At 59.8% G+C, this 18,695-nt stretch carries 14 protein-coding genes; 10 read left to right on the top strand and 4 right to left on the bottom strand.

The window, feature by feature from the left end; translation table 11 throughout:
- The first annotated feature begins 170 nt into the window (after positions 1-170).
- Both HSW_RS24415 and HSW_RS23105 read left to right on the top strand, forming a co-directional pair.
- Positions 171-365 carry a hypothetical protein gene (locus tag HSW_RS24415; protein WP_155833055.1) on the top strand — a complete coding sequence of 65 codons (195 nt, stop codon included), beginning with the start codon at positions 171-173 and terminating at the stop codon, positions 363-365.
- A 134-nt stretch (positions 366-499) separates the two neighbouring features.
- Entirely contained in the window at positions 500-1,357 is an 858-nt protein-coding gene (locus HSW_RS23105) for a murein L,D-transpeptidase catalytic domain family protein (protein WP_197031910.1), read from the top strand.
- 442 nt (positions 1,358-1,799) lie between these two features.
- Here HSW_RS23105 and HSW_RS18585 read toward each other — a convergent pair whose 3' ends face one another.
- A complete protein-coding gene (locus HSW_RS18585) occupies positions 1,800-4,166 on the bottom strand; it encodes an alpha-amylase family glycosyl hydrolase (protein WP_044003218.1) in 2,367 nt (788 codons plus the stop codon).
- A 306-nt stretch (positions 4,167-4,472) separates the two neighbouring features.
- Here HSW_RS18585 and HSW_RS18580 point away from each other — a divergent pair, with 306 nt between their 5' ends.
- Positions 4,473-5,306, top strand: a complete 834-nt coding sequence (locus HSW_RS18580; RefSeq protein ID WP_044003217.1) for a murein L,D-transpeptidase catalytic domain family protein — start codon at positions 4,473-4,475, stop codon at positions 5,304-5,306.
- An 85-nt stretch (positions 5,307-5,391) separates the two neighbouring features.
- On the opposite strand, the gene HSW_RS18575 is transcribed toward HSW_RS18580, so the two are convergent.
- The 3 genes from HSW_RS18575 to HSW_RS18565 form a co-directional block, all read right to left on the bottom strand.
- Positions 5,392-6,462 carry an Ldh family oxidoreductase gene (locus HSW_RS18575; RefSeq protein WP_044003216.1) on the bottom strand — a complete coding sequence of 357 codons (1,071 nt, stop codon included), beginning with the start codon at positions 6,460-6,462 and terminating at the stop codon, positions 5,392-5,394.
- 157 nt (positions 6,463-6,619) lie between these two features.
- On the bottom strand, positions 6,620-7,570 hold the full coding sequence (locus tag HSW_RS18570; RefSeq protein ID WP_231501321.1) for a Ppx/GppA phosphatase family protein: 951 nt from the start codon (positions 7,568-7,570) through the stop codon (positions 6,620-6,622).
- A gap of 97 nt (positions 7,571-7,667) precedes the next feature.
- The gene (locus HSW_RS18565) at positions 7,668-8,552 is read right to left on the bottom strand and encodes a class I SAM-dependent methyltransferase (RefSeq protein ID WP_044003214.1); all 885 of its coding nucleotides are present in this window, start codon (positions 8,550-8,552) and stop codon (positions 7,668-7,670) included.
- Positions 8,553-8,821: 269 nt separating this feature from the next.
- Here HSW_RS18565 and dapF point away from each other — a divergent pair, with 269 nt between their 5' ends.
- The 7 genes from dapF to secA all read left to right on the top strand — a co-directional run bounded on the left by dapF (position 8,822) and on the right by secA (position 18,637).
- On the top strand, positions 8,822-9,622 hold the full coding sequence (gene dapF / locus HSW_RS18560; protein WP_044005107.1) for a diaminopimelate epimerase: 801 nt from the start codon (positions 8,822-8,824) through the stop codon (positions 9,620-9,622).
- A gap of 152 nt (positions 9,623-9,774) precedes the next feature.
- Positions 9,775-10,782, top strand: a complete 1,008-nt coding sequence (locus HSW_RS18555; protein ID WP_044003213.1) for an ABC transporter ATP-binding protein — start codon at positions 9,775-9,777, stop codon at positions 10,780-10,782.
- A gap of 117 nt (positions 10,783-10,899) precedes the next feature.
- Positions 10,900-11,418: a GNAT family N-acetyltransferase gene (locus HSW_RS18550; protein WP_044003212.1), complete on the top strand. Its 519-nt coding sequence runs from the start codon at positions 10,900-10,902 to the stop codon at positions 11,416-11,418.
- A 226-nt stretch (positions 11,419-11,644) separates the two neighbouring features.
- Entirely contained in the window at positions 11,645-12,850 is a 1,206-nt protein-coding gene (locus HSW_RS18545; protein WP_231501320.1) for a glycosyltransferase family 1 protein, read from the top strand.
- Positions 12,851-12,924: 74 nt separating this feature from the next.
- Positions 12,925-14,103 carry a UDP-galactopyranose mutase gene (gene glf, locus HSW_RS18540; RefSeq protein ID WP_044003211.1) on the top strand — a complete coding sequence of 393 codons (1,179 nt, stop codon included), beginning with the start codon at positions 12,925-12,927 and terminating at the stop codon, positions 14,101-14,103.
- Between the two features lie 286 nt (positions 14,104-14,389).
- Entirely contained in the window at positions 14,390-15,034 is a 645-nt protein-coding gene (locus HSW_RS18535; RefSeq protein WP_044003210.1) for a hypothetical protein, read from the top strand.
- 192 nt (positions 15,035-15,226) lie between these two features.
- Positions 15,227-18,637, top strand: a complete 3,411-nt coding sequence (gene secA, locus HSW_RS18530; protein ID WP_044003209.1) for a preprotein translocase subunit SecA — start codon at positions 15,227-15,229, stop codon at positions 18,635-18,637.
- Positions 18,638-18,695 lie beyond the last annotated feature (58 nt).

Raw genomic sequence — 18,695 nt, 5'->3', positions numbered from 1 at the left:
CCGGCAGCCCCGGTCCGACGGCTTTTCTAGCCGTCGGGCCGGTTGTCGGAAGCTGATGTTGTTCCGACATCGTTCCGCTGCCCCGTTCGCCCCAGGGCCGGCCCGACGGCTAAACGAGTTGCCGGACCGAAAATCAGCCCCATTTTCTTCACTTCCTAAGATTCTTCCCCATGTCAATTTTCTCGAATTCCGCTCTTTCCATTGGTCTGATTTCCTCGCCGCTGAACCTATCAACCATATCGGTGCCTGTTGGGCCGCCGCCGGTGCCGCTGCCTACGCGGCGGCGACTGACGGAGCAGCAGGCGGCGGCGCGCTGCCGGAATCACGCCCGCTCCGCGCCGTATTATTCCGGCAAGCGTTGGTAAGGCAAAAGCCTCTTTCCGTAGCGGGAAAGAGGCTTTTCGCTTAGTTAAGTAGTACGCCGACCGTTATGCCGGACCTGTTGGCTTGGATGCAGCGCGCCGAATACGGATTTTCGGGCGGTATTTACCCCGTTCCTATGCGTTCTACTGCTACTTTTTGTTCGTTTTTTGGCCGCTGGCAGTCAGCAGTAGGGCTGCTGCTGACGGGAGTAGTGCTGGCCGGTTGCCAATCCTGGGCGGGTGAGGCGGTAGCGGCCCGCGCCGCCGTAGCCGTTGCTCCAGCTCCCGATTCCTCCGCCGCACCTGCCTTGCCCGATTCCTTGCGCCTGACGCCATTGGAGCCGCTAGCTGCCGTGCCCGATTCGCTGCGCCAGGCTGTGCGGCAGCTGCGGGCCAAGCTCGGCCCCGAAGCGGAAATGCCGCGCCCGGAAGTACTGGAACGGGCCTGCGTGGGCTACCTCATGCTGCGCCAAGCGGGCAAAATCAGCCAGCCGGGTATACTAGCCGTGGCCGATATGGATCTGCCTTCCTCCGAAAAGCGTTTGTGGGTGCTGGATTTGGGCAAGGCCCAGGTGCTGCACCGCAGCCACGTCGCCCACGGCCGGGGTTCGGGCCACCTGCGCGCCCGGCGCTTCTCCAACGTCATGAAATCAGCCTGCACCGCCCTGGGTTTCTACCGCACCCAGGATACCTACGGCGGCAAGCACGGCCTCTCGCGCCGCCTGCGCGGCCTCGATGCGGGCCAGAACGACAACGCCCTGCGCCGCTACGTGGTCCTCCACGCCGCCGACTACGTGAGCCAGCAGCATCTGCAGCGCCACGGCCAAGCCGGCAACAGCCGCGGCTGCCCCGCCTTGCCCCCGGATCAGTACCGCGCCATCATCCGCACGGTGGGGGAGGGCGGCTGCCTCTACCTCAGCGGCCCCGGCCTGGAATCAAAGTGGCTGAATCCCGAAGCAGCCGCCCGGCAACTGGCGGCGCGGGGGTGGCAGTAGAGGAGAGAATGATTCAATAGCTGCATATATAGACGACCTGGATAGAATATGCGTGGTAAAGTTCAAGTCGCAGTTGGGTTAGTGCTGGTGACAGGTTTTTTTGTTCTGTACACCTTCACGGGTAGGCAAAGAGTTGATCTGTTGAATAATGGAGTGTGCGTTAGCGGTATTGTCAAGAGGTCATACTATCTGAAAAGCACATGGCAAACGGAAGTACAGTTTCTGTACGGAGGGCGTATGTATGAGAATGATTGAGTCACCTCGCAGGAGCATAACATCGGAGATTCTATCCAAGTAAAAATTCTGCCAAATGACCCAAAAGGATTAATGCTGATATCGGATAAAAAGGATGTTATCTGTAGGTAGGACATGATTGGTAATACACGAAAAAAGCCCCGCCGGAACAGTCCGGCGGGGCTTTTTTATGAAATAGAGTCAGCAGTTACTTCACTACCACTTTCCGGCTCAGGTTCAGCTCGGGTACGCTCAGCAGGTACACGCCGGCGGGCAGGCTGCGCGTTACGCGCAGGCGCTGCTCGGTGGAGCCGGGGTACAGGCGCACGGCCTGCTCGTGTACCGGGCGGCCCAGCAGGTCCGTCAGCCGCAGCGTGGCCGTCAGCTCCTTCGGCGACTGCACCACCACGTCGATACGGTCAGAAGCGGTGGGGTTGGGGTACACGGCTAGGTCGGCCCCGCTGACGGTGGCTTCCTTGGAGGCCGTGATGGTGGCTTCGCGCAGGGCGGTGCTCGTCAGTACGGCCGGGGCGGTGTAGGTAGCCTTGATGAAGGCACGCTGGGCCGGGTTGGTGGCCACGGCGTTTTTGGCGCGCAGCGTCAGCCAGCCGGTGGCGGTGGGCGTGTAAGTGCCCGTGAGGTTGCCGGTGCCGGTTTTGCTGCTCACAATGGTGCTCGTGCCGCTCACCAGCTCCACGGTGAGGCTGCGGGTAGCATCCGTCGGGAACAGGTTATACGAGACGGCCTTACCCGATTCCACGTAGATGCGGCCCGCCGTGCGGTAGGCAGTGGACGAAGCCGGCAGCTGCCCGCCCTGCTTCAGCGAGGAGGCGTGCGAGTCGCCCAGGTCGTCGGCCAGTTCCCATTCCTGGGTGGTGGCCATAGCGGCGCGCACGTAGTTGGTGCCGATGCCCACCGGTGCCCACACCGAGTAGCCACGCCGGCCGCCGGTGGCCGTGCCGTTGCAAGGCGGCGTGTTGATGCTCACCGTCTGCGAACCGCTCACCGTCACGGTAGCCGTGCCGTTGGCCCCAGAGTAGTCCTTGAGTACGGTGCCGGGCGCGAAATCACAGGAAATCGTGCTGTTCTGCCAGGTCGAGAAGTTGTCGTTGACACCGATGATAGCCTTGGTGCTCCGCTCAATTACGAGGTGGTCCTGGGCTTGCCAGCGCACTTTGTAGGCGCCGTCCTTGAAGCGCAGGTTCTGGTGGCACCAGATCAGGTTCTCGATGTCGGAACGCTGAGGCAGGTCCACGGTGCTGGTGGGCTGGTGCGAGTAGCGCTTACCCGTGTTGCCGATGTTGAACAGGTCCTCGAAGAAAATCTGCGGCGAGCCATCCACGGCCAGTGCGGCAGCATACGCGGCCGAGAGGCGCGGGTCGAACGGGTCGATGTGGGGAGCCAGTTCCGAACCGGTGTTCCAGCCGGTATAGTTACCGGTGCTTCCCACTTGGGGCCGGAACGTGTCGTGGTTGTTCACGAACGGTACCGTGCGGTGTACGAATTGTCCATTGATCTGCACCACCCGCGTGCCCTGCTGGTAAGTCGGCAATGAGCCGATGTCAAAGTTGCCGCCGCCGCTCACGATGCTGTATAGGGCGTTGCGCAGCGAGAAATCGAAGGTGCCGGCGCGGTTCTGCACGCTGGCCACCCAGCTGTCCATCTGGCCGCTGCCGCCTACCCATTCGCCCACGGCGTACATGGTGGCACCGCCGTTGGCCCAGCCGGCGTTGCTTTGCATGTTGTAGAGGAAATCCTCCATGGCAAATTCCGGAAAGTGCTTCACGGCATCCAGACGCACGCCATCAAAGCCTTCCTGCTTCTTGTACCACACCAGCCAGTTGCGCTGGTTGTTGCGCATGTAGTCGGCGCCCTGCACCGGGTTGAACGTGGCGTTGGAGCTCTGGCCGTAGGAGCCGTTATAGTAGCTGATATCGGGTCCGAACAGAATCTGGTTCTGGTCGCCGGAGGTGGAGTTGTTACCGGGGTTGGGGTTGAAGTTCTGCCAGTTTTTGGGGAAGCGGCCGTTGCGGGCCAGGTAGTTGGCGGCCGTTTCGTCGGTGGCGGGCTTGGCGTAGCTCACGTACCGGAAGTTCTTGTACTTGCTGGTCGAGCCATCTTCCCAGGCGGCCGGGTCCTGGCCGCCGCCGCCGGTCTGGGAGCCGGCGCCGTCGTTGTGGTTCAGCACGATGTCCTGCACCACCTCAATGCCGTTGGCGTGCAGCACGGCCACGGCGCGCAGCAATTCGTCCTTATTGCCGAGGCGGGTAGCAGTGAAGCCTTTTTGGTACTTATCCCCCAGATCGTAGTTGTCGAAGGGCGAGTAGCCGTTGCCCTGGTTGCCGTTCTTAATGCTGGGCGGGAGCCATACGGCGTCGATGCCCATGGCTTTCAGGCGCGGAGCCAACAGGGCAATGTAGTTGGCCCAGCCGTTGGGGTAGTTGGTGTTCCAGTAGTCCCACCAGTAGCCCTGCAGGACTACTTTTTGGGCTTTGGCGGGTTGGCCGCCCAGAACTAGAAGGGCAGCCGCAGCCAGGGTGAGCTTGCGCCACCAAGAGTTTGTACCGTTGTACATACGTGGGAATTGTGGGAATTGGTTGGAAAAAGAAACGGCGCGGGTCACGCCGAAAAGAGCGGATTTGGGGCTTCTAAAGTCAGGAAATAAATAGTAAAATACCGGTGTTCTGTTGCCGTATAGTGATACTCTTTTTGCCAGTTTGATTTGCGGCTGGGAATTAATATATCGGAATCCGCATTATACTCTTTCCAGATGCTGGCCGCCGTGCAGACATCCGGAATGAGGAAGTTCTCGTAAAACCCTGCGTGAACGGCCGCTCACCCGAGCAGCTATTGTATCTGAAACCGAAACTGAACCGTGTCGATGGAAAATCAGAGTGTAGTGCGTCGTCAGCGTTTGAAGCGTCGGGCCCGTCGGATGGCGCGTCGGGTATTGCCGTTTGTGGCTTCGCTGTTCTTGGCTACCCCACTGGCTGCGCCTATGCGCACCAAAGCTGCGCCTACCATGGGGGCCGAGTTGCGCCTGCCCACTGCTGCCGTCACAAAAACCGTGTTGTTCGACCAACGTCTGCACGATCTGTACCGCGACCTGCAGGTAGAGGCACAGGGTCTGCGTTTCGAGGTATTCGAAAAGGCCATGACTGGTTACCTGAACCTTGAGAAATCCGGTAAGCTAGGCGAAAAACAATTGCTGACGGTGGTTGATTTCGGTTTGCCTTCCACTGAAAAGCGCCTGTGGGTGCTGGACCTGGAGGCCAAGCAGGTAAAATTCCATACGCTGGTAGCCCACGGCCATAATTCCGGCGAGAACATGGCGACGAACTTCTCCAACGAGAATGAGTCGAACATGAGCAGCTTGGGGTTTTACGTAACCGAAGGTGAGTACATCGGCAAGCACGGCCGCTCCCTTAAGCTACAGGGCCTGGACGAAGGCTACAACACCAACGCGTTGCTCCGTTCCGTAGTAATGCACGGGGCTGAGTATGTGAGTGAGGATTTCATTCGTCAGAACGGCCGGTTGGGCCGTAGCTTGGGCTGCCCCGCATTGCCCATGGACCAGAAAGACGCCATCATTGAAGCCGTCGGTGGCCAGACTTGTCTGTTCCTGAACGGCCCTGACGAGTCCTACTCCTCGAAGTATCTGAACCAGGACGTAGCCATGAGCACCCTCCTGGACCGCGACAATCAGATGATTTAGTGCGTAAAGTCGTCTATACAACAACGGCCCGCCTGATTTATCAGGCGGGCCGTTTGTCTTTCTGAACCTAGGGAAGAATATTGCCCTACAACTTTACGCCGAATTTGGCACCTACGGTTTCCAGATCTTTCAACACTGGTTCCAGCAGGGAAATGCCTTCGATGAGCCGCACGGCGGAGGTTTGGCGCTCCGGGTCGCCGGGGATGAGGACGTGTTGGCCTTCCACGGCCTGGGCTTGGCGGAAGGTGGTAATCCAGTTGTCCATGTGGGCCTTAAACTCGTCGGCGGGGCGGAAGGCATCCACGCGCATGGCCCCGAAGAAGTGGCCAAGGCCCAGGCCTACGGGGTTGGCCGAGGGCTGCAGAAACGCCACAAAGGGCGGCACCCAAGGGCCATAGTTGGCTCCGCTCAGCACGGCTGAAAAAATATCGACTACCGCGCCCAGACCGTAGCCCTTGTGTGAACCGGTAGCCCCGCCCAGCGGCAGCAGCGCGCCCCCGTTCTTCACGGCATTGGCGTCGGTGGAACTGGTGCCGGCGGCATCCTGGGCCCAGCCTTCGGGGATAGGGAGGTTCTTACGCTGGGCAATTTCGAGCTTGCCATTGGCGGCGGTAGTGGTGGCCATATCCAGTACGAAATCTGGCTGCTCGCCGGCGGGCACGGCCACGGCAATGGGGTTGGTGCCCAGCAGCCGCTCCAGCGAGTAGGTAGGGGCTACCAGCGGCGAGGCATTAGTCATGGCAATACCGATCATATCGTGGGCCAGGGCCTGCATGGCGTGGTAGCCGGCAATGCCGAAGTGGTTGGAGTTCTTCACCGACACCCAGCCGGTGCCCACCTGCCGCGCCTTTTCCAGCGCTACCCGCATAGCTTTCGGGCCGACTACCAGCCCCAGGCCGCCATCGCCGTCTACCACGGCAGTGCTAGGCGTTTCGTAGGTGACGCCTACGCGGGGCGTGGCGTTGATGCGGTCGGCTTCCCAGAGGCGAACGTAGCCAATGAGCCGGGCCACGCCGTGCGAATCCACTCCGCGCAAATCAGCAGAAAGCAAGGTTTCGGTAGCCAAGGTAGCATCCTCATCGGAGCAGCCCATCCCGCTGAAAACGGCTTCGGTGAAGGTGAAAAGCTGGTTGTAAGAAAAAAGGGTCGGAGTCATATTCGGGAAGCAGTCCGCCGCCCCCGCCCCAGGGCTGAAGCCCTGGGCTACGGAGCGAAACAGAAAGAAGGTGGACGGAAGGAAGAAGCGCGGATTCAGCCTCACTAGTCCCAGGGCTGAATCCCTGAGATGCACGGAGCGTCTGGAACGGCAGGAGCTACGACGTCAGCATTTCGGCGAGCAGCCCTTCTTTGAGGGCATAAGCCGACGTGCGCAGATGGGTGATGCCAGTCAGCATCAACACGTAGTCGATGAGTACGCCGGCCACCACCAGCATGTCGGCGCGCATGGGCAGGATGCCGGGCAAGGCGGCCCGCTCATCGTGAGGTAGCGTGAGCAACTGCGCGTAGCTGCGCCGGAAGCTTTCCAGGGCTAACTCGGTGCTGGGCGGCAGCTCGGCCTCAGTGCGCAGCCGGCCCAGCTGCATATCGGCCAGACTATCAAACGAGCCCGACGCGCCCACCAACCCCACCGGCCGGTGCTCCTGCACGGCCGCGGCCAGCGGGGCCAGCACCTGCTGCAGGTAGGCCTGCTCGGCCGCCACGGCCGCCTCTGGAAACACGCCGCTGGAGTCGGGGAAGAACATATCCAGCAGCCGCTGCGCCCCAATCTCGAAGCTCTGCTTCCAAAAAATGGTCTGTTCGTTGGCGATGATGAACTCCACCGAGCCGCCGCCGATGTCGATAATCAGGTGCTTTTCCGGCCCCAATGCCACGGCCCGGCGCACCCCGGCGCAAATCAGCTCGGCTTCCCGGTCGCCGGCAATGACTTCCACCCGGATGCCGGTCTGCGCGAAGATGTCCTTGACCAGCTCGGGGCCGTTGCTGGTGACGCGCATGGCGCTGGTGGCGGTGGCGCGCACGTCGGTTACCTGGTGCAGCTCTATTTCCTCCTTGAAGCCGGCCAGCGTGTGCAGCGCCCGGGCGTAGGCCTCGGGCGCAATGTGGCCCTTGCTGATGCCGCCTTCGCCCAGGCGCACGCCCACTTTGGTGCGTAGCAGCGTGATGGGCTGGGCATGGCGCGGCTCCGGCAGCTCCACAATCAGCAAATGAAACGTATTAGTGCCCATATCGATAAGGGCCAGGCGACGGTGGAGCGGATGATGCACGTAGGAGAGGGTATGAAGGTGAAGGGGTAAGAGGGTATGGGGGATAAGATGACAGGGCATTTTTGTTGCTCCACTCTCACTCACATACCCACACACCCTAATTTCCGAACCGGCAGAACGTGCCTAGGGGTAGCTTGCGGTCTGCGGCATCGTGCAGGTAGATTTCCCCGATTTCGCGCGTCTGGCGGGCCTGGGGGAAGATTTCGTGCACCAGGTTTTCCAAAATCAGGGCCGAGAAGCCCAGCGAGTAGAGGTTCACCAGAAAGAAGTGGTCTTCGGGGTCGAGCAGCTCCTTGCAGAGCTTAAGCATTTCGTTGAGCTCGTCTTCCAGATGCCACTTCTCGCCGTTGGGGCCGCGGCCATAGGCGGGCGGGTCGAGGATAAGGCCCTGGTACTTGCTACCGCGCTTCACCTCGCGTTTCACGTACTTCATAGCATCCTCCACCAGCCAGCGTACCCCGTCGAGGTTGGAGGCCTCCATGTTGTCGCGGGCCCAGAAGTTTACTTGCTTCACCGAATCGAGGTGGGTGACGTCGGCGCCGGCGGCGCGGGCGGCCAGGGTAGCGGCCCCGGTGTAGGCAAACAGGTTGAGCACACGCGGCGTGGCGGCCCGGCGCTTGCGCGTCTGGTTGAAGATGAACTGCCAATTGGGGTCTTGCTCCGGGAACAATCCCACATGTTTAAACGACGACATGCCCAGCCGGAACCGTAGCTTCAGGCCATCGGGCCGCTCGTAGCCGATGAGCCACTGTTCGGGCGTGCCGGCCTTTATTTTCCACTGTCCGCGTTCCTGGCTGCCTTTTTCGCGGGTGAAAATGGCGTTGGCGCGCTGCCACTCCGAGGCGGGCAGGTGCGGGTCCCAGATAGCCTGGGGCTCAGGCCGGGCCAGAATATGCTTACCGAAGCGCTCCAGCTTCTCAAAGTTACCGGCGTCTAGCAGTTCGTAATCGGCCCAGGGGCTGGTGGTCAGAAACGTGTACATGCCGCAAAGGTAATGATGGTTGGATGGGGGAATTGTTGAATAGGTGGATAGTTGCATGGGGGAACTGTTATTGCGAGGCAGAGCCGAAGCAATCCTTCCTTTTCGCAGCTCCCAACCCTGTATTTCGTTAAAGCCCCGTACGTCAGCACGAACGGAAGGGCTTTCGAACAGGTCTGCGGGCCAGACCTTGTGAACTGTTATTGCTTCGGCTTCGCCTCGCAATGACAGTTCACCAATTCAACCATCCGCCCATTATTACCTTTGCACCCATGAGCACCACGCTGCACTTCCACAAATACCAGGGCACCGGCAACGACTTCGTGATGATGGACGACCGGGACCATCTGTTCAACGAGGGCAACCATCAGCTGGTGCGCTTCCTGTGCGACCGGCGCCGGGGCATCGGGGCCGATGGGTTGGTACTGCTACGGCAGCACGCGCAGCTGGATTTCGAGATGGTATACTTCAATGCCGATGGCTACGTGGGCTCCATGTGCGGCAATGGGGGGCGGTGTACGGTAGCGTTTGCCCGGCAGCTGGGTGTCATTGACAACAGCACCCGGTTCATGGCCGCCGACGGTCTGCACGAGGCGCGCGTAGAGGCCGATGGCACCGTGCATCTGCGTATGCAGGACGTGCTGGGCCAACAGGAAGTGGAGGAGTACGGTGTGTTTCTCGATACCGGCTCGCCCCACTTGGTTCGTTTCCAGCCCGCCAGCACCCTGGCCGAATTGAACGTGTTTGCCGAGGGCCGCGCCATCCGCTACAACGAGCGGTTCCGCGAGAAGGGCACCAACGTGAACTTTGTGGAAGGTCCTGCCTCGCCCGAACAGCCCTGGCAGGTGCGCACCTATGAGCGGGGCGTGGAAGACGAAACCCTGAGCTGCGGCACGGGCGTAACGGCCGTGGCCCTGGCAGCCTCCAAGCGCGGAGCCAGCAGCCCCGTGCACCTGCGTACTCCCGGCGGCGACCTACGCGTAGCTTTCGAGGCGAAACCCGACGGTTCTTTCACCAATATCTTTCTCAGCGGCCCCGCAACTCATGTTTTTAGCGGTACCATCACGGTGTAGCGTAGCTCCGCGCAAGTAGCGCGAAATCTGTAGCGCGAAGCCTTTGCTTCGCGTATCGTTGAATGTTGCAGGCGAGGCCGTAGCTGCTCAATGACACGCGAAGCAAAGGCTTCGCGCTACGGCGCGGCTGTATCCCTTTTCCTTGTCAGCCCATGTCAGAAACCGCAGATTTTTTAACCGTTACCGACCTGAGCCTGGCGGAGCGCGGGGCCACGGCTCTGCAGCAGGTGAGCTTCCGACTACCGGCCAGGCGGCGGCTGGCGCTGGCGGGAGAATCGGGGGCGGGGAAAAGCACGCTGCTGCAGTGTATTGCGGGATTGGTGCAGCCCACGGGCGGCGAAATCCGGTTTGCGGGCCGGCGTGTGAAAGGTCCGCAGGAAGTGCTGGTGCCGGGCCACGAGGGCATCGTGTACCTCTCGCAGAAGTCCGACCTGCCCCACTCGCTGCGGGTGGAGCAGGTGCTGCGCTACGCCAACAAGCGCCCCGCCGCCGAAGCTGCCGCCGTGTACGAGGTCTGCCGTATCACGCATCTGCTGCCCCGCCGCACCGATCAGCTGTCGGGCGGCGAGCAGCAGCGAGTGGCGCTGGCGCGGCTGCTGCTCTCGGGGCCGCGCCTGCTGCTGCTGGATGAGCCCTTCTCCAACCTCGACCGGGTGCACAAGCAGCAGCTGCAAACCATTCTGCGGGAAGTGGGGGAGGAGCTGAACATTACCTGCTTGCTCGTCTCGCACGACCCCACCGACACGCTGCCTTGGGCCGAGGAAATGCTAGTACTACAACAGGGCCGGCTGGTGCAGCAAGGGCCTCCCGAGCAGGTGTACCGCCAGCCTATAAATGAGTACACCGCCGCCCTGTTCGGCGACTACAACCGCCTCCACGGCCCCGATCTGCGCGCGTTGCTGGCCACCCCGCGCCGCCGCCTGCCCGGCCCGGTGCTGCTGCTGCGTCCCGAAAGCCTCGTGCTGCATGCCGCTGAGGCCGCCGGTGTGCGGGCCCACGTCCGGGCCGTACGGTTTCTGGGAAGCTATTACGAGGTAGAAGTGGCGCTACCCGCGGGCACCCACTTGCGCACCCGCGTCACGGCCAACCCACCCGCCGTGGGCACCGCCGTAGCCGTAGCCCCCGCCCCCGATGCCGCGCTGGCGTTTGTGCAGGAGTAGGGAAGAAAGCCGAATGAGCCGGAAGAGCCCTGAACCATGTCAGTGAAAAGAGGTACGATGGAGTGCATCACCACATGCCTCACATCCTTCTCACATTACAACCACATTTCCTGAGCCATGCTCCGCTCCGACCTGATTTTTCTGCGCCCCTTGGAAGCTGACGACTTGGAGTTCCTGTACGCGCTGGAAAACGACCCGGCGGTGTGGGGCGTGTCGGACACGCTGGCGCCTGTGTCGCGGCACGTGCTGCGGCAGTACTTAGACAGCGCGGCGGCCGATTTCTTTGAGGTGCGGCAGCTGCGGCTAGTTATTGCCGCCGCTGCAACCGGCGAGGCCGTGGGTACGCTGGATGTATTCGGCTTCGAGCCGCTGCACCAGCGCGCTGGCGTGGGCATTACCATTCTGGCGGCGCACCGGCAGCGCGGCTACGCCCGGGCCGCGCTGGCTCTGCTGCTGCCCTACGCCCAGCAGGTGCTGCGGCTGCACCAGCTGCACTGCACCATTGCCGCCGATAACGCGGGGAGCCAGCGGCTCTTTACGGCGGCTGGTTTCCAGGAAGTAGGCGTGCGCCGGGAGTGGCTGCGCATGGCCGCCGGGTGGCAGGATGCCGTGGAAATGCAATTGCTACTGCTGTAACTAGGCAACGCAGCCACCCATGTGCCAAACCTCCGACCTGAGGCTGGAGAATTGCAGAAAAGGCAGGGGAAATAGAAGCTAAAATGATTGGATTATCGGTGCCAAGACGATTAGCGAACCTCGACAATATCCTTATTCTGTGAGGGGCGTATAGGATGGAGCAACTCGGTAAATAAGGCCTGTGTAGCAGCCGAGCTGTACTTGTACATCGTATTCCTTCCCCTCTATGCCGCTGCCTTCGCCAGTGGAGCCACCTATGCGTGCCTCCGCCGACCCGCAATCTGAATCCGTTGCCTATTCGTTGCCCGATCTGGTCTGCTTTGCCCATCTGCATTGGGATTTTGTGTGGCAACGCCCGCAACACCTAATGTCGCGCTTTGCGCAGCACGGCCGGGTGTTTTACGTAGAAGATGCCTTCTATCATGCCGATGACCTGATTGAGCCGCATCTGGAGGTGAAAGAGCGGCAGCATGGTCTGAAAGTGTTGGTAGTGCATCTGCCCCACCGTTTGCGCGGCCAAGACGAAGTCGCCGACCAAGCTCAGTTTGAAATATTAAGCCATTATTTCGCCGGGCAGGGCCTGACACAGTATATCTGCTGGTACTATACCCCAATGGCCTTGGGTAAGTCGCGCTTCTTCCGGCCCGCCCTCACCGTGTACGACTGCATGGATGAGCTGGCCGCGTTCAAGTTTGCGCCGCCCACATTGCGCGAACGGGAGCAGGAACTGTTCGAAAAGGCTGATTTGGTATTCACCGGTGGCCACACGCTCTACGAAGCCAAGCGCCAGCAGCACTCCGACGCCCACCCGTTTCCCAGCAGCATCGACAAGGCCCACTTCGGGCAGGCCCGCCAGGAAATACCCGAGCCCCAGGATCAGGCCGGTATTGCGCACCCGCGCGTCGGTTTTTTTGGAGTAGTAGATGAGCGGCTGGATATCGAGCTACTCCGCCAATTGGCCGATGCATATCCGGCTTGGCAGTTCGTCATTATCGGGCCGGTGGTCAAAATTGACCCCGCCACGCTGCCCCGCCAGCAGAACATCCATTACCTGGGGGGCAAAGACTACCAGGAACTACCCGCTTACCTGCGGGGTTGGGATGTAGCCACGTTGCTATTTGCCGATAACGAGAGTACGCGGTTTATCTCACCCACCAAAACGCCTGAGTACTTGGCCGCTGGTCGTCCCGTGGTCAGCACGCCTATCCGCGACGTGGTGCGGCCCTACGGCGACCTGAACCTCGTGCAGATTGCCAGCACCGCCGACGAGTTTGGCCGCGCCATCGAAAAGGCCCTGACTCAAACCCAGGATGCCGACTGGCGCCAGCGCACCGATGCGTATCTCGCCACCATCAGTTGGGACCAGACTTGGGACCAGATGGTAGCCCTGATGACTCATAAACTCACGCCCGCCCCCGTTGTCGGCCGCTAAGCCCGCTACCCCGCCCTGATAATCCACGCCTCCCGCATCCTCCTTTCTTTCATCTCCCCCAAACACCGCTAGCTATGTTCGATTATCTCATCGTAGGGGCCGGTTTCGCCGGTAGCGTGCTGGCCGAGCGGCTAGCCACGCGTTCCAACAAAAAAGTGCTCATCGTAGATAAGCGCAGCCACATTGCCGGCAACGCCTTCGACCATTACAATGAGGATGGCATTCTGGTCCACAAATACGGGCCGCACATCTTCCACACCAACTCCAAGGACGTCTTCGAGTACCTTTCTAACTTCACCGACTGGCGCCCTTACGAGCACCGTGTGCTGGCCTCGGTTGATGGCCAGATGGTGCCCATGCCCATTAACCTCGATACCATCAACAAACTCTACGGCCTTTCACTCAACAGCTTTGAGGTGGAACAGTTCTTCGAATCGGTGGCGGAGCAGGTGCCCGTTATCCGCACTTCCGAAGACGTAGTGGTGAGTAAGGTAGGCCGGGAACTGTATGAGAAGTTCTTCAAGAACTATACCCGTAAGCAGTGGGGTATGGACCCCTCGGAGTTGGATAAGTCGGTGACCAGCCGGGTGCCTACCCGCACTAACCGCGACGACCGGTACTTTACTGATACCTATCAGGCCATGCCGCTGCACGGCTACACCCGCATGTTTGAGCGGCTGCTGGACCATCCCAATATTAAGGTGATGCTCAACACCGATTACCATGACATCATCGACTTCATTCCCTTTAAGGAAATGATTTTCACGGGTCCGGTAGATGAGTATTTCGATTTTCAGTACGGCAAACTGCCTTACCGCTCCCTGGAGTTCAAGCACGAAACCCTGAACGTGGAGCAGCACTTGGCTGCTCCGGTGGTAAATTACCCCAACGACAACCTCTACACCCGCATCACCGAGTTTAAGGCCCTCACCGGTCAGAAACATCCCAAAACGGCGCTGGTGTACGAGTACCCGAAAGCCGAGGGCGACCCATATTACCCTGTGCCCCGGTTGGAAAACGCTGAGTTGTACAACAAGTACAAGAAGCTGGCCGACGAAACGCCGAACGTGCACTTTGTAGGCCGGTTGGCTACTTATAAGTACTACAACATGGACCAGGTAGTGGCCCAGGCCCTCACGCTCTACAAGAAGCTCACCGAGAAGGAAGAAAACCTAAAGCCTAAAAAGCCCGCCATTATCGGCTCTACTTCCATCATGGAAAAGCTGGTTTCCCGCGACCCGGCCAAAGAGTAACAGAGCAGCGGAGTAGCTGAGTAATGGTGCTTGCGGTACACAACCGGCAACTACACAGCGGCTCCGTTTCTTTCTTGCACATTCCGAGCTCGTTCCCTTGTTAGGGGAACGGGCTCTGTTTTTTACCGGCTCGGCAAAGTAGAAAGATAATGCACGTAAGAGTTTGTTATATAAACTGTTAGATTATAAGATTGGGTTGTTATAAAGTCGGATGACACTAGCTTGTGGTTGGGAGAGAAGTGAGGGAAAAGCGTGATTTACTACCGTATTCAACCTCCCGATTCCTATGAAGAATTTCCGTACTCTCTGCATCGTAGCGGCCCTCAGCGGCATAGTAGGTGCTTGTCAAAAACCCGAAGAAGGCCTGACGCTGGTGGAAGGCCAAGTTATTGAAATGATGACCAACAAACCGGTGCCCTACGCCCAGATAGAGGTAAATGGCCAGGGCGGCAGCGGCCTGCACTCGGGCTACAAACCCGCCGCCGGCCTGCAGCAGGCCGATGCCAATGGCCGTTTCAGTTTCCAGTTCGATGCGGCGGCGGGTACGTCCTACGTGCTGAAAGCGTACTCCGAGGCCGGGCATGGCTCACACTGGGGCGAGGAGCCAAATGTGGAAAAAGGCCGGAAAAATCGTAATCTGGTAATTCCGGTAGCCGCGCCGGCTTGGCTGAATATTCGCGTGGAGCAGAAGGTTGGTCCCGTCCCCGACCAGATTTCGGTATGGGGGCCCTGGTATGATCTGGGCTATATCTCAACTATCGACCTGCGCCCTAAAGACTATGGTGCTGTAAGTTACCACGTTGTGGATTCCACGTTGCCCAGTACAACTACCGTGAACTGGGAAGTGAATTTCGGTGGCAAATTCACCCGCTACCATCAGCCCTTCACGTTGCACCCCTTTGATACCACGGAGGTGGTAGTGCGTTACTAACCGCTGCCACGTAAAGCCCAGCCGCTCACCTGACAAGAAAGCCGAAACGACAAACCCCGCACACTCTTTGAGGTGCGGGGTTTGTCGTTTCGGGGGCCGGGGCGACGTATTTGCGGCAAAAGCCCCGGGACATTCCCGAAAAACGCCGTAAATTTGAGTTGCGCCCCGGCGTTTCAATTAAGGTAAACCAGCATGTTTGATTTTCTAGGGAAAACCGTCGCCAAAATTTTCGGCTCCAAATCGGACCGGGATTTAAAGGAGATTGTACCGTATGTGGCGCTTGTAAACGCCGAATATGCCAAACTGGCACAACTCAGCGACGACGAGCTGCGCGCCCGCACTGACGAAGTACGGGCCCGCATCAATGCTCACCTGAAAGCCATCGACGACCAGATTGCCAACCTGCACGCCCGCGTAAACGACGACGCTTCGCTGGATGCCGTGCAGAAGGAGGAGCTGTTCGACCAGATTGACGTGCTGGAAAAGCAGCGCAACAAGGAGCTGGAAGTAGTGCTGATGGAAGTGCTGCCCGTAGCATTTGCCATCTGCAAGGAAACCGCCCGCCGCTACACCCAGAACGGTCAATTGGTAGTTGCCGCCACCGACTACGACCGGGAATACGCCAGTCGCAAGCCCAACGTGCGCATCGAGGGCGACAAAGCCATCTGGAGCAATAAGTGGCTGGCCGCTGGTGCCGAGGTGACCTGGGACATGATTCACTACGACGTGCAGATCATCGGCGGCGTGGTGCTGCACCAGGGCAAGATTTCGGAAATGGCCACAGGCGAGGGTAAAACCCTGGTTTCGACCCTGCCGGCCTTCCTGAACTCGCTGGCCAAGCGCGGCGTGCACCTGGTAACGGTGAACGACTACCTGGCCAAGCGTGACTCGGAGTGGAATGCGCCGCTGTTCGAATTCCACGGCATTACCGTGGACTGCATCGATAAGCACCAGCCCAACACCGATGCCCGCCGCAAGGCTTACCTAGCTGACATCACCTACGGTACCAACAACGAATTCGGCTTCGATTACCTGCGCGACAACATGGCGCGCGACCCCGAGGAACTGGTGCAGCGCAAGCACCACTACGCTATGGTCGACGAAGTGGACTCCGTACTGATTGACGATGCCCGGACCCCGCTCATCATTTCGGGCCCCGTGCCCCGCGGTGATGTGCACGAGTTCTACCAGCTCAAGCCCCGCATTCAGAAGCTGGTGGAAGCCCAGAAGAAGCAGGTGCAGAACTACCTGGTAGAAGCCCGCAAGCTCATCAAGGAAGGCAATGACGGCCCCAAGGAAGGCGAAGGTGGCCTGATGCTGTTCCGTGCCCACCGTGGCCTGCCCAAGAGCAAGCCCCTCATCAAGTTCCTCTCGGAAACCGGCATGCGTGCCGTGCTGCAGAAAACAGAGAACTACTATCTGCAGGATAACCAGCGCCAGATGCCCAAGGCCGATGAGCCGCTGTTCTTCACCATCGACGAGAAAAATAACCAGATTGAGCTGACTGAGAAAGGCGTTGACCTGATTACCGGCGAGGGTGAAGACCACAGCTTCTTCATCATGCCCGATATCGGCTCGGAATTGGCCAACATCGAGAAGAATGAGAGCCTGACCGGCGAGGAAAAGCTGCACACCAAAGAGAAGGTGATGGACGACTTTCAGGTGAAGTCGGAGCGCATCCACACCATCAACCAGCTGCTGAAAGCCTATACCCTGTTCGAGAAGGATGACCAGTACATCCTCACCGACGACGGCAAGGTGAAGATTGTGGATGAGCAGACCGGCCGCGTAATGGAAGGCCGCCGCTACTCCGATGGTCTGCACCAGGCCATTGAGGCTAAGGAAAACGTGCGCGTGGAAGACGCCACCCAGACCTACGCTACCGTAACGCTGCAGAACTACTTCCGCATGTACCACAAGCTGGGCGGTATGACGGGTACGGCCGAAACCGAAGCCGGCGAGTTCTGGGAAATCTACAAGCTCGACGTGGTGGTAATTCCCACCAACCGCGGCATTTCCCGCAAAGACGAGCACGACAAAGTCTACAAAACGGTACGCGAGAAGTACAACGCCGTAGCCGACGAAATTCAGACCTTGGTGCAGGCCGGCCGCCCCGTGCTGGTGGGTACCACGTCGGTAGAAATTTCGGAGCTGGTAAGCCGGATGCTCAAGTTCAAGGGCATTCCGCACCAGGTGCTCAACGCCAAGCAGAACCAGCGCGAAGCCGAAATTGTGGCTGCCGCCGGCTACCCTGGCACCGTGACCATTGCCACCAACATGGCCGGCCGCGGTACCGACATCAAGCTGAAGGAAACCTCCAAGGAATCGGGCGGGCTGGCCATCATCGGCACCGAGCGGCACGAGTCGCGCCGGGTTGACCGCCAGCTGCGGGGCCGCGCCGGCCGCCAGGGCGACCCGGGCTCCTCGCAGTTCTTCGTGAGCTTGGAAGACAACCTGATGCGTCTGTTTGGCTCCGACCGCATTGCCAAACTCATGGACCGCATGGGTCTGGAAGAAGGCGAGGTGATTCAGCACTCCATGATTACGTCCTCGATTGAGCGCGCTCAGAAGAAAGTGGAGGAAAATAACTTCGGCATCCGCAAGCGCCTGCTGGAGTACGATGACGTGATGAACGCCCAGCGCGAAGTGGTGTACAAGCGCCGCCGCAATGCTCTACACGGCGAGCGTCTGGAGCTGGACATCTGGAACATGATTTATGACGTCTGCGAGGACATCGTGGTGGGCCACAAAGGCAACAACGACTTCGAAGACTTCAAGCTGGCTATCATCCGCGTGTTCGGCTATGATACGCACCTGACGGCCCAGGATCTGGTCGGCATGCAGCCCGGTCCGCTCACCCAGAAGCTCTACGACGAGACGCTGGGCTACTACCAGAGCAAGAACGAGTTCATCGGCAGCAACGCCATGCCGCTCATTACGGACCTGCTCAGCCAGAACGCGCCCTACGAGAACATTGCCATTCCGTTCACCGACGGCCGCAAGCAGATTCAGGCGGTGGCCAACCTGCGCCGCTCGCAGGCCACGCAGGGCCAGGAAATCATCCGGGGCATGGAGAAAGTGGTGGTGCTGTCAGTTATCGACGAAGCCTGGACCAAGCACCTGCGCGCCATGGACGACCTGAAGCAGGTGGTGCAGAACGCCGTGTACGAGCAGAAAGACCCGCTGCTGGTGTACAAGTTCGAGTCGTTTGAGCTGTTCAAGCAGATGATCAGCAAGGTAAACGAGGATACCATCCAGTTCCTGTTCCGCGCCGACGTACCCATGCAGGCCAGCCAGGACGGCAGCTACGATGAACCCGAATACTTCACCGAAGACGAACTGCCCGTAGCCCCGCCTCAGCCCCGCCTGAAAGCCGAGAAGGAGGTTTCCTCCGCTTCGCTGGGCGCCGGTCCCGAGGACCTGGAGCAGGACGGCGCCATGACGGACGTGCTGGAAAAGCAGCAGCCCGCCAGGTCGCAGAAAGTAGCCAACCGTAACGATAAGGTAAGCGTGCAGTACATGGACGGCCGTATCGTGCGCGACGTGAAGTTCAAATCGGTAGAAGACGACCTGCTCAACGACCGGGCCGTGCTCATCGACTAAGGTGTTTGAAATAAGTGGAGACAAAAATGCTGCTCATCTGAGATGAGCAGCATTTTTG

Origin of the sequence: Hymenobacter swuensis DY53 (genome assembly GCF_000576555.1) — a bacterium.
In the GTDB taxonomy this organism is placed as follows: domain Bacteria; phylum Bacteroidota; class Bacteroidia; order Cytophagales; family Hymenobacteraceae; genus Hymenobacter; species Hymenobacter swuensis.
This window is presented reverse-complemented; position numbering and strand designations above follow the sequence as displayed.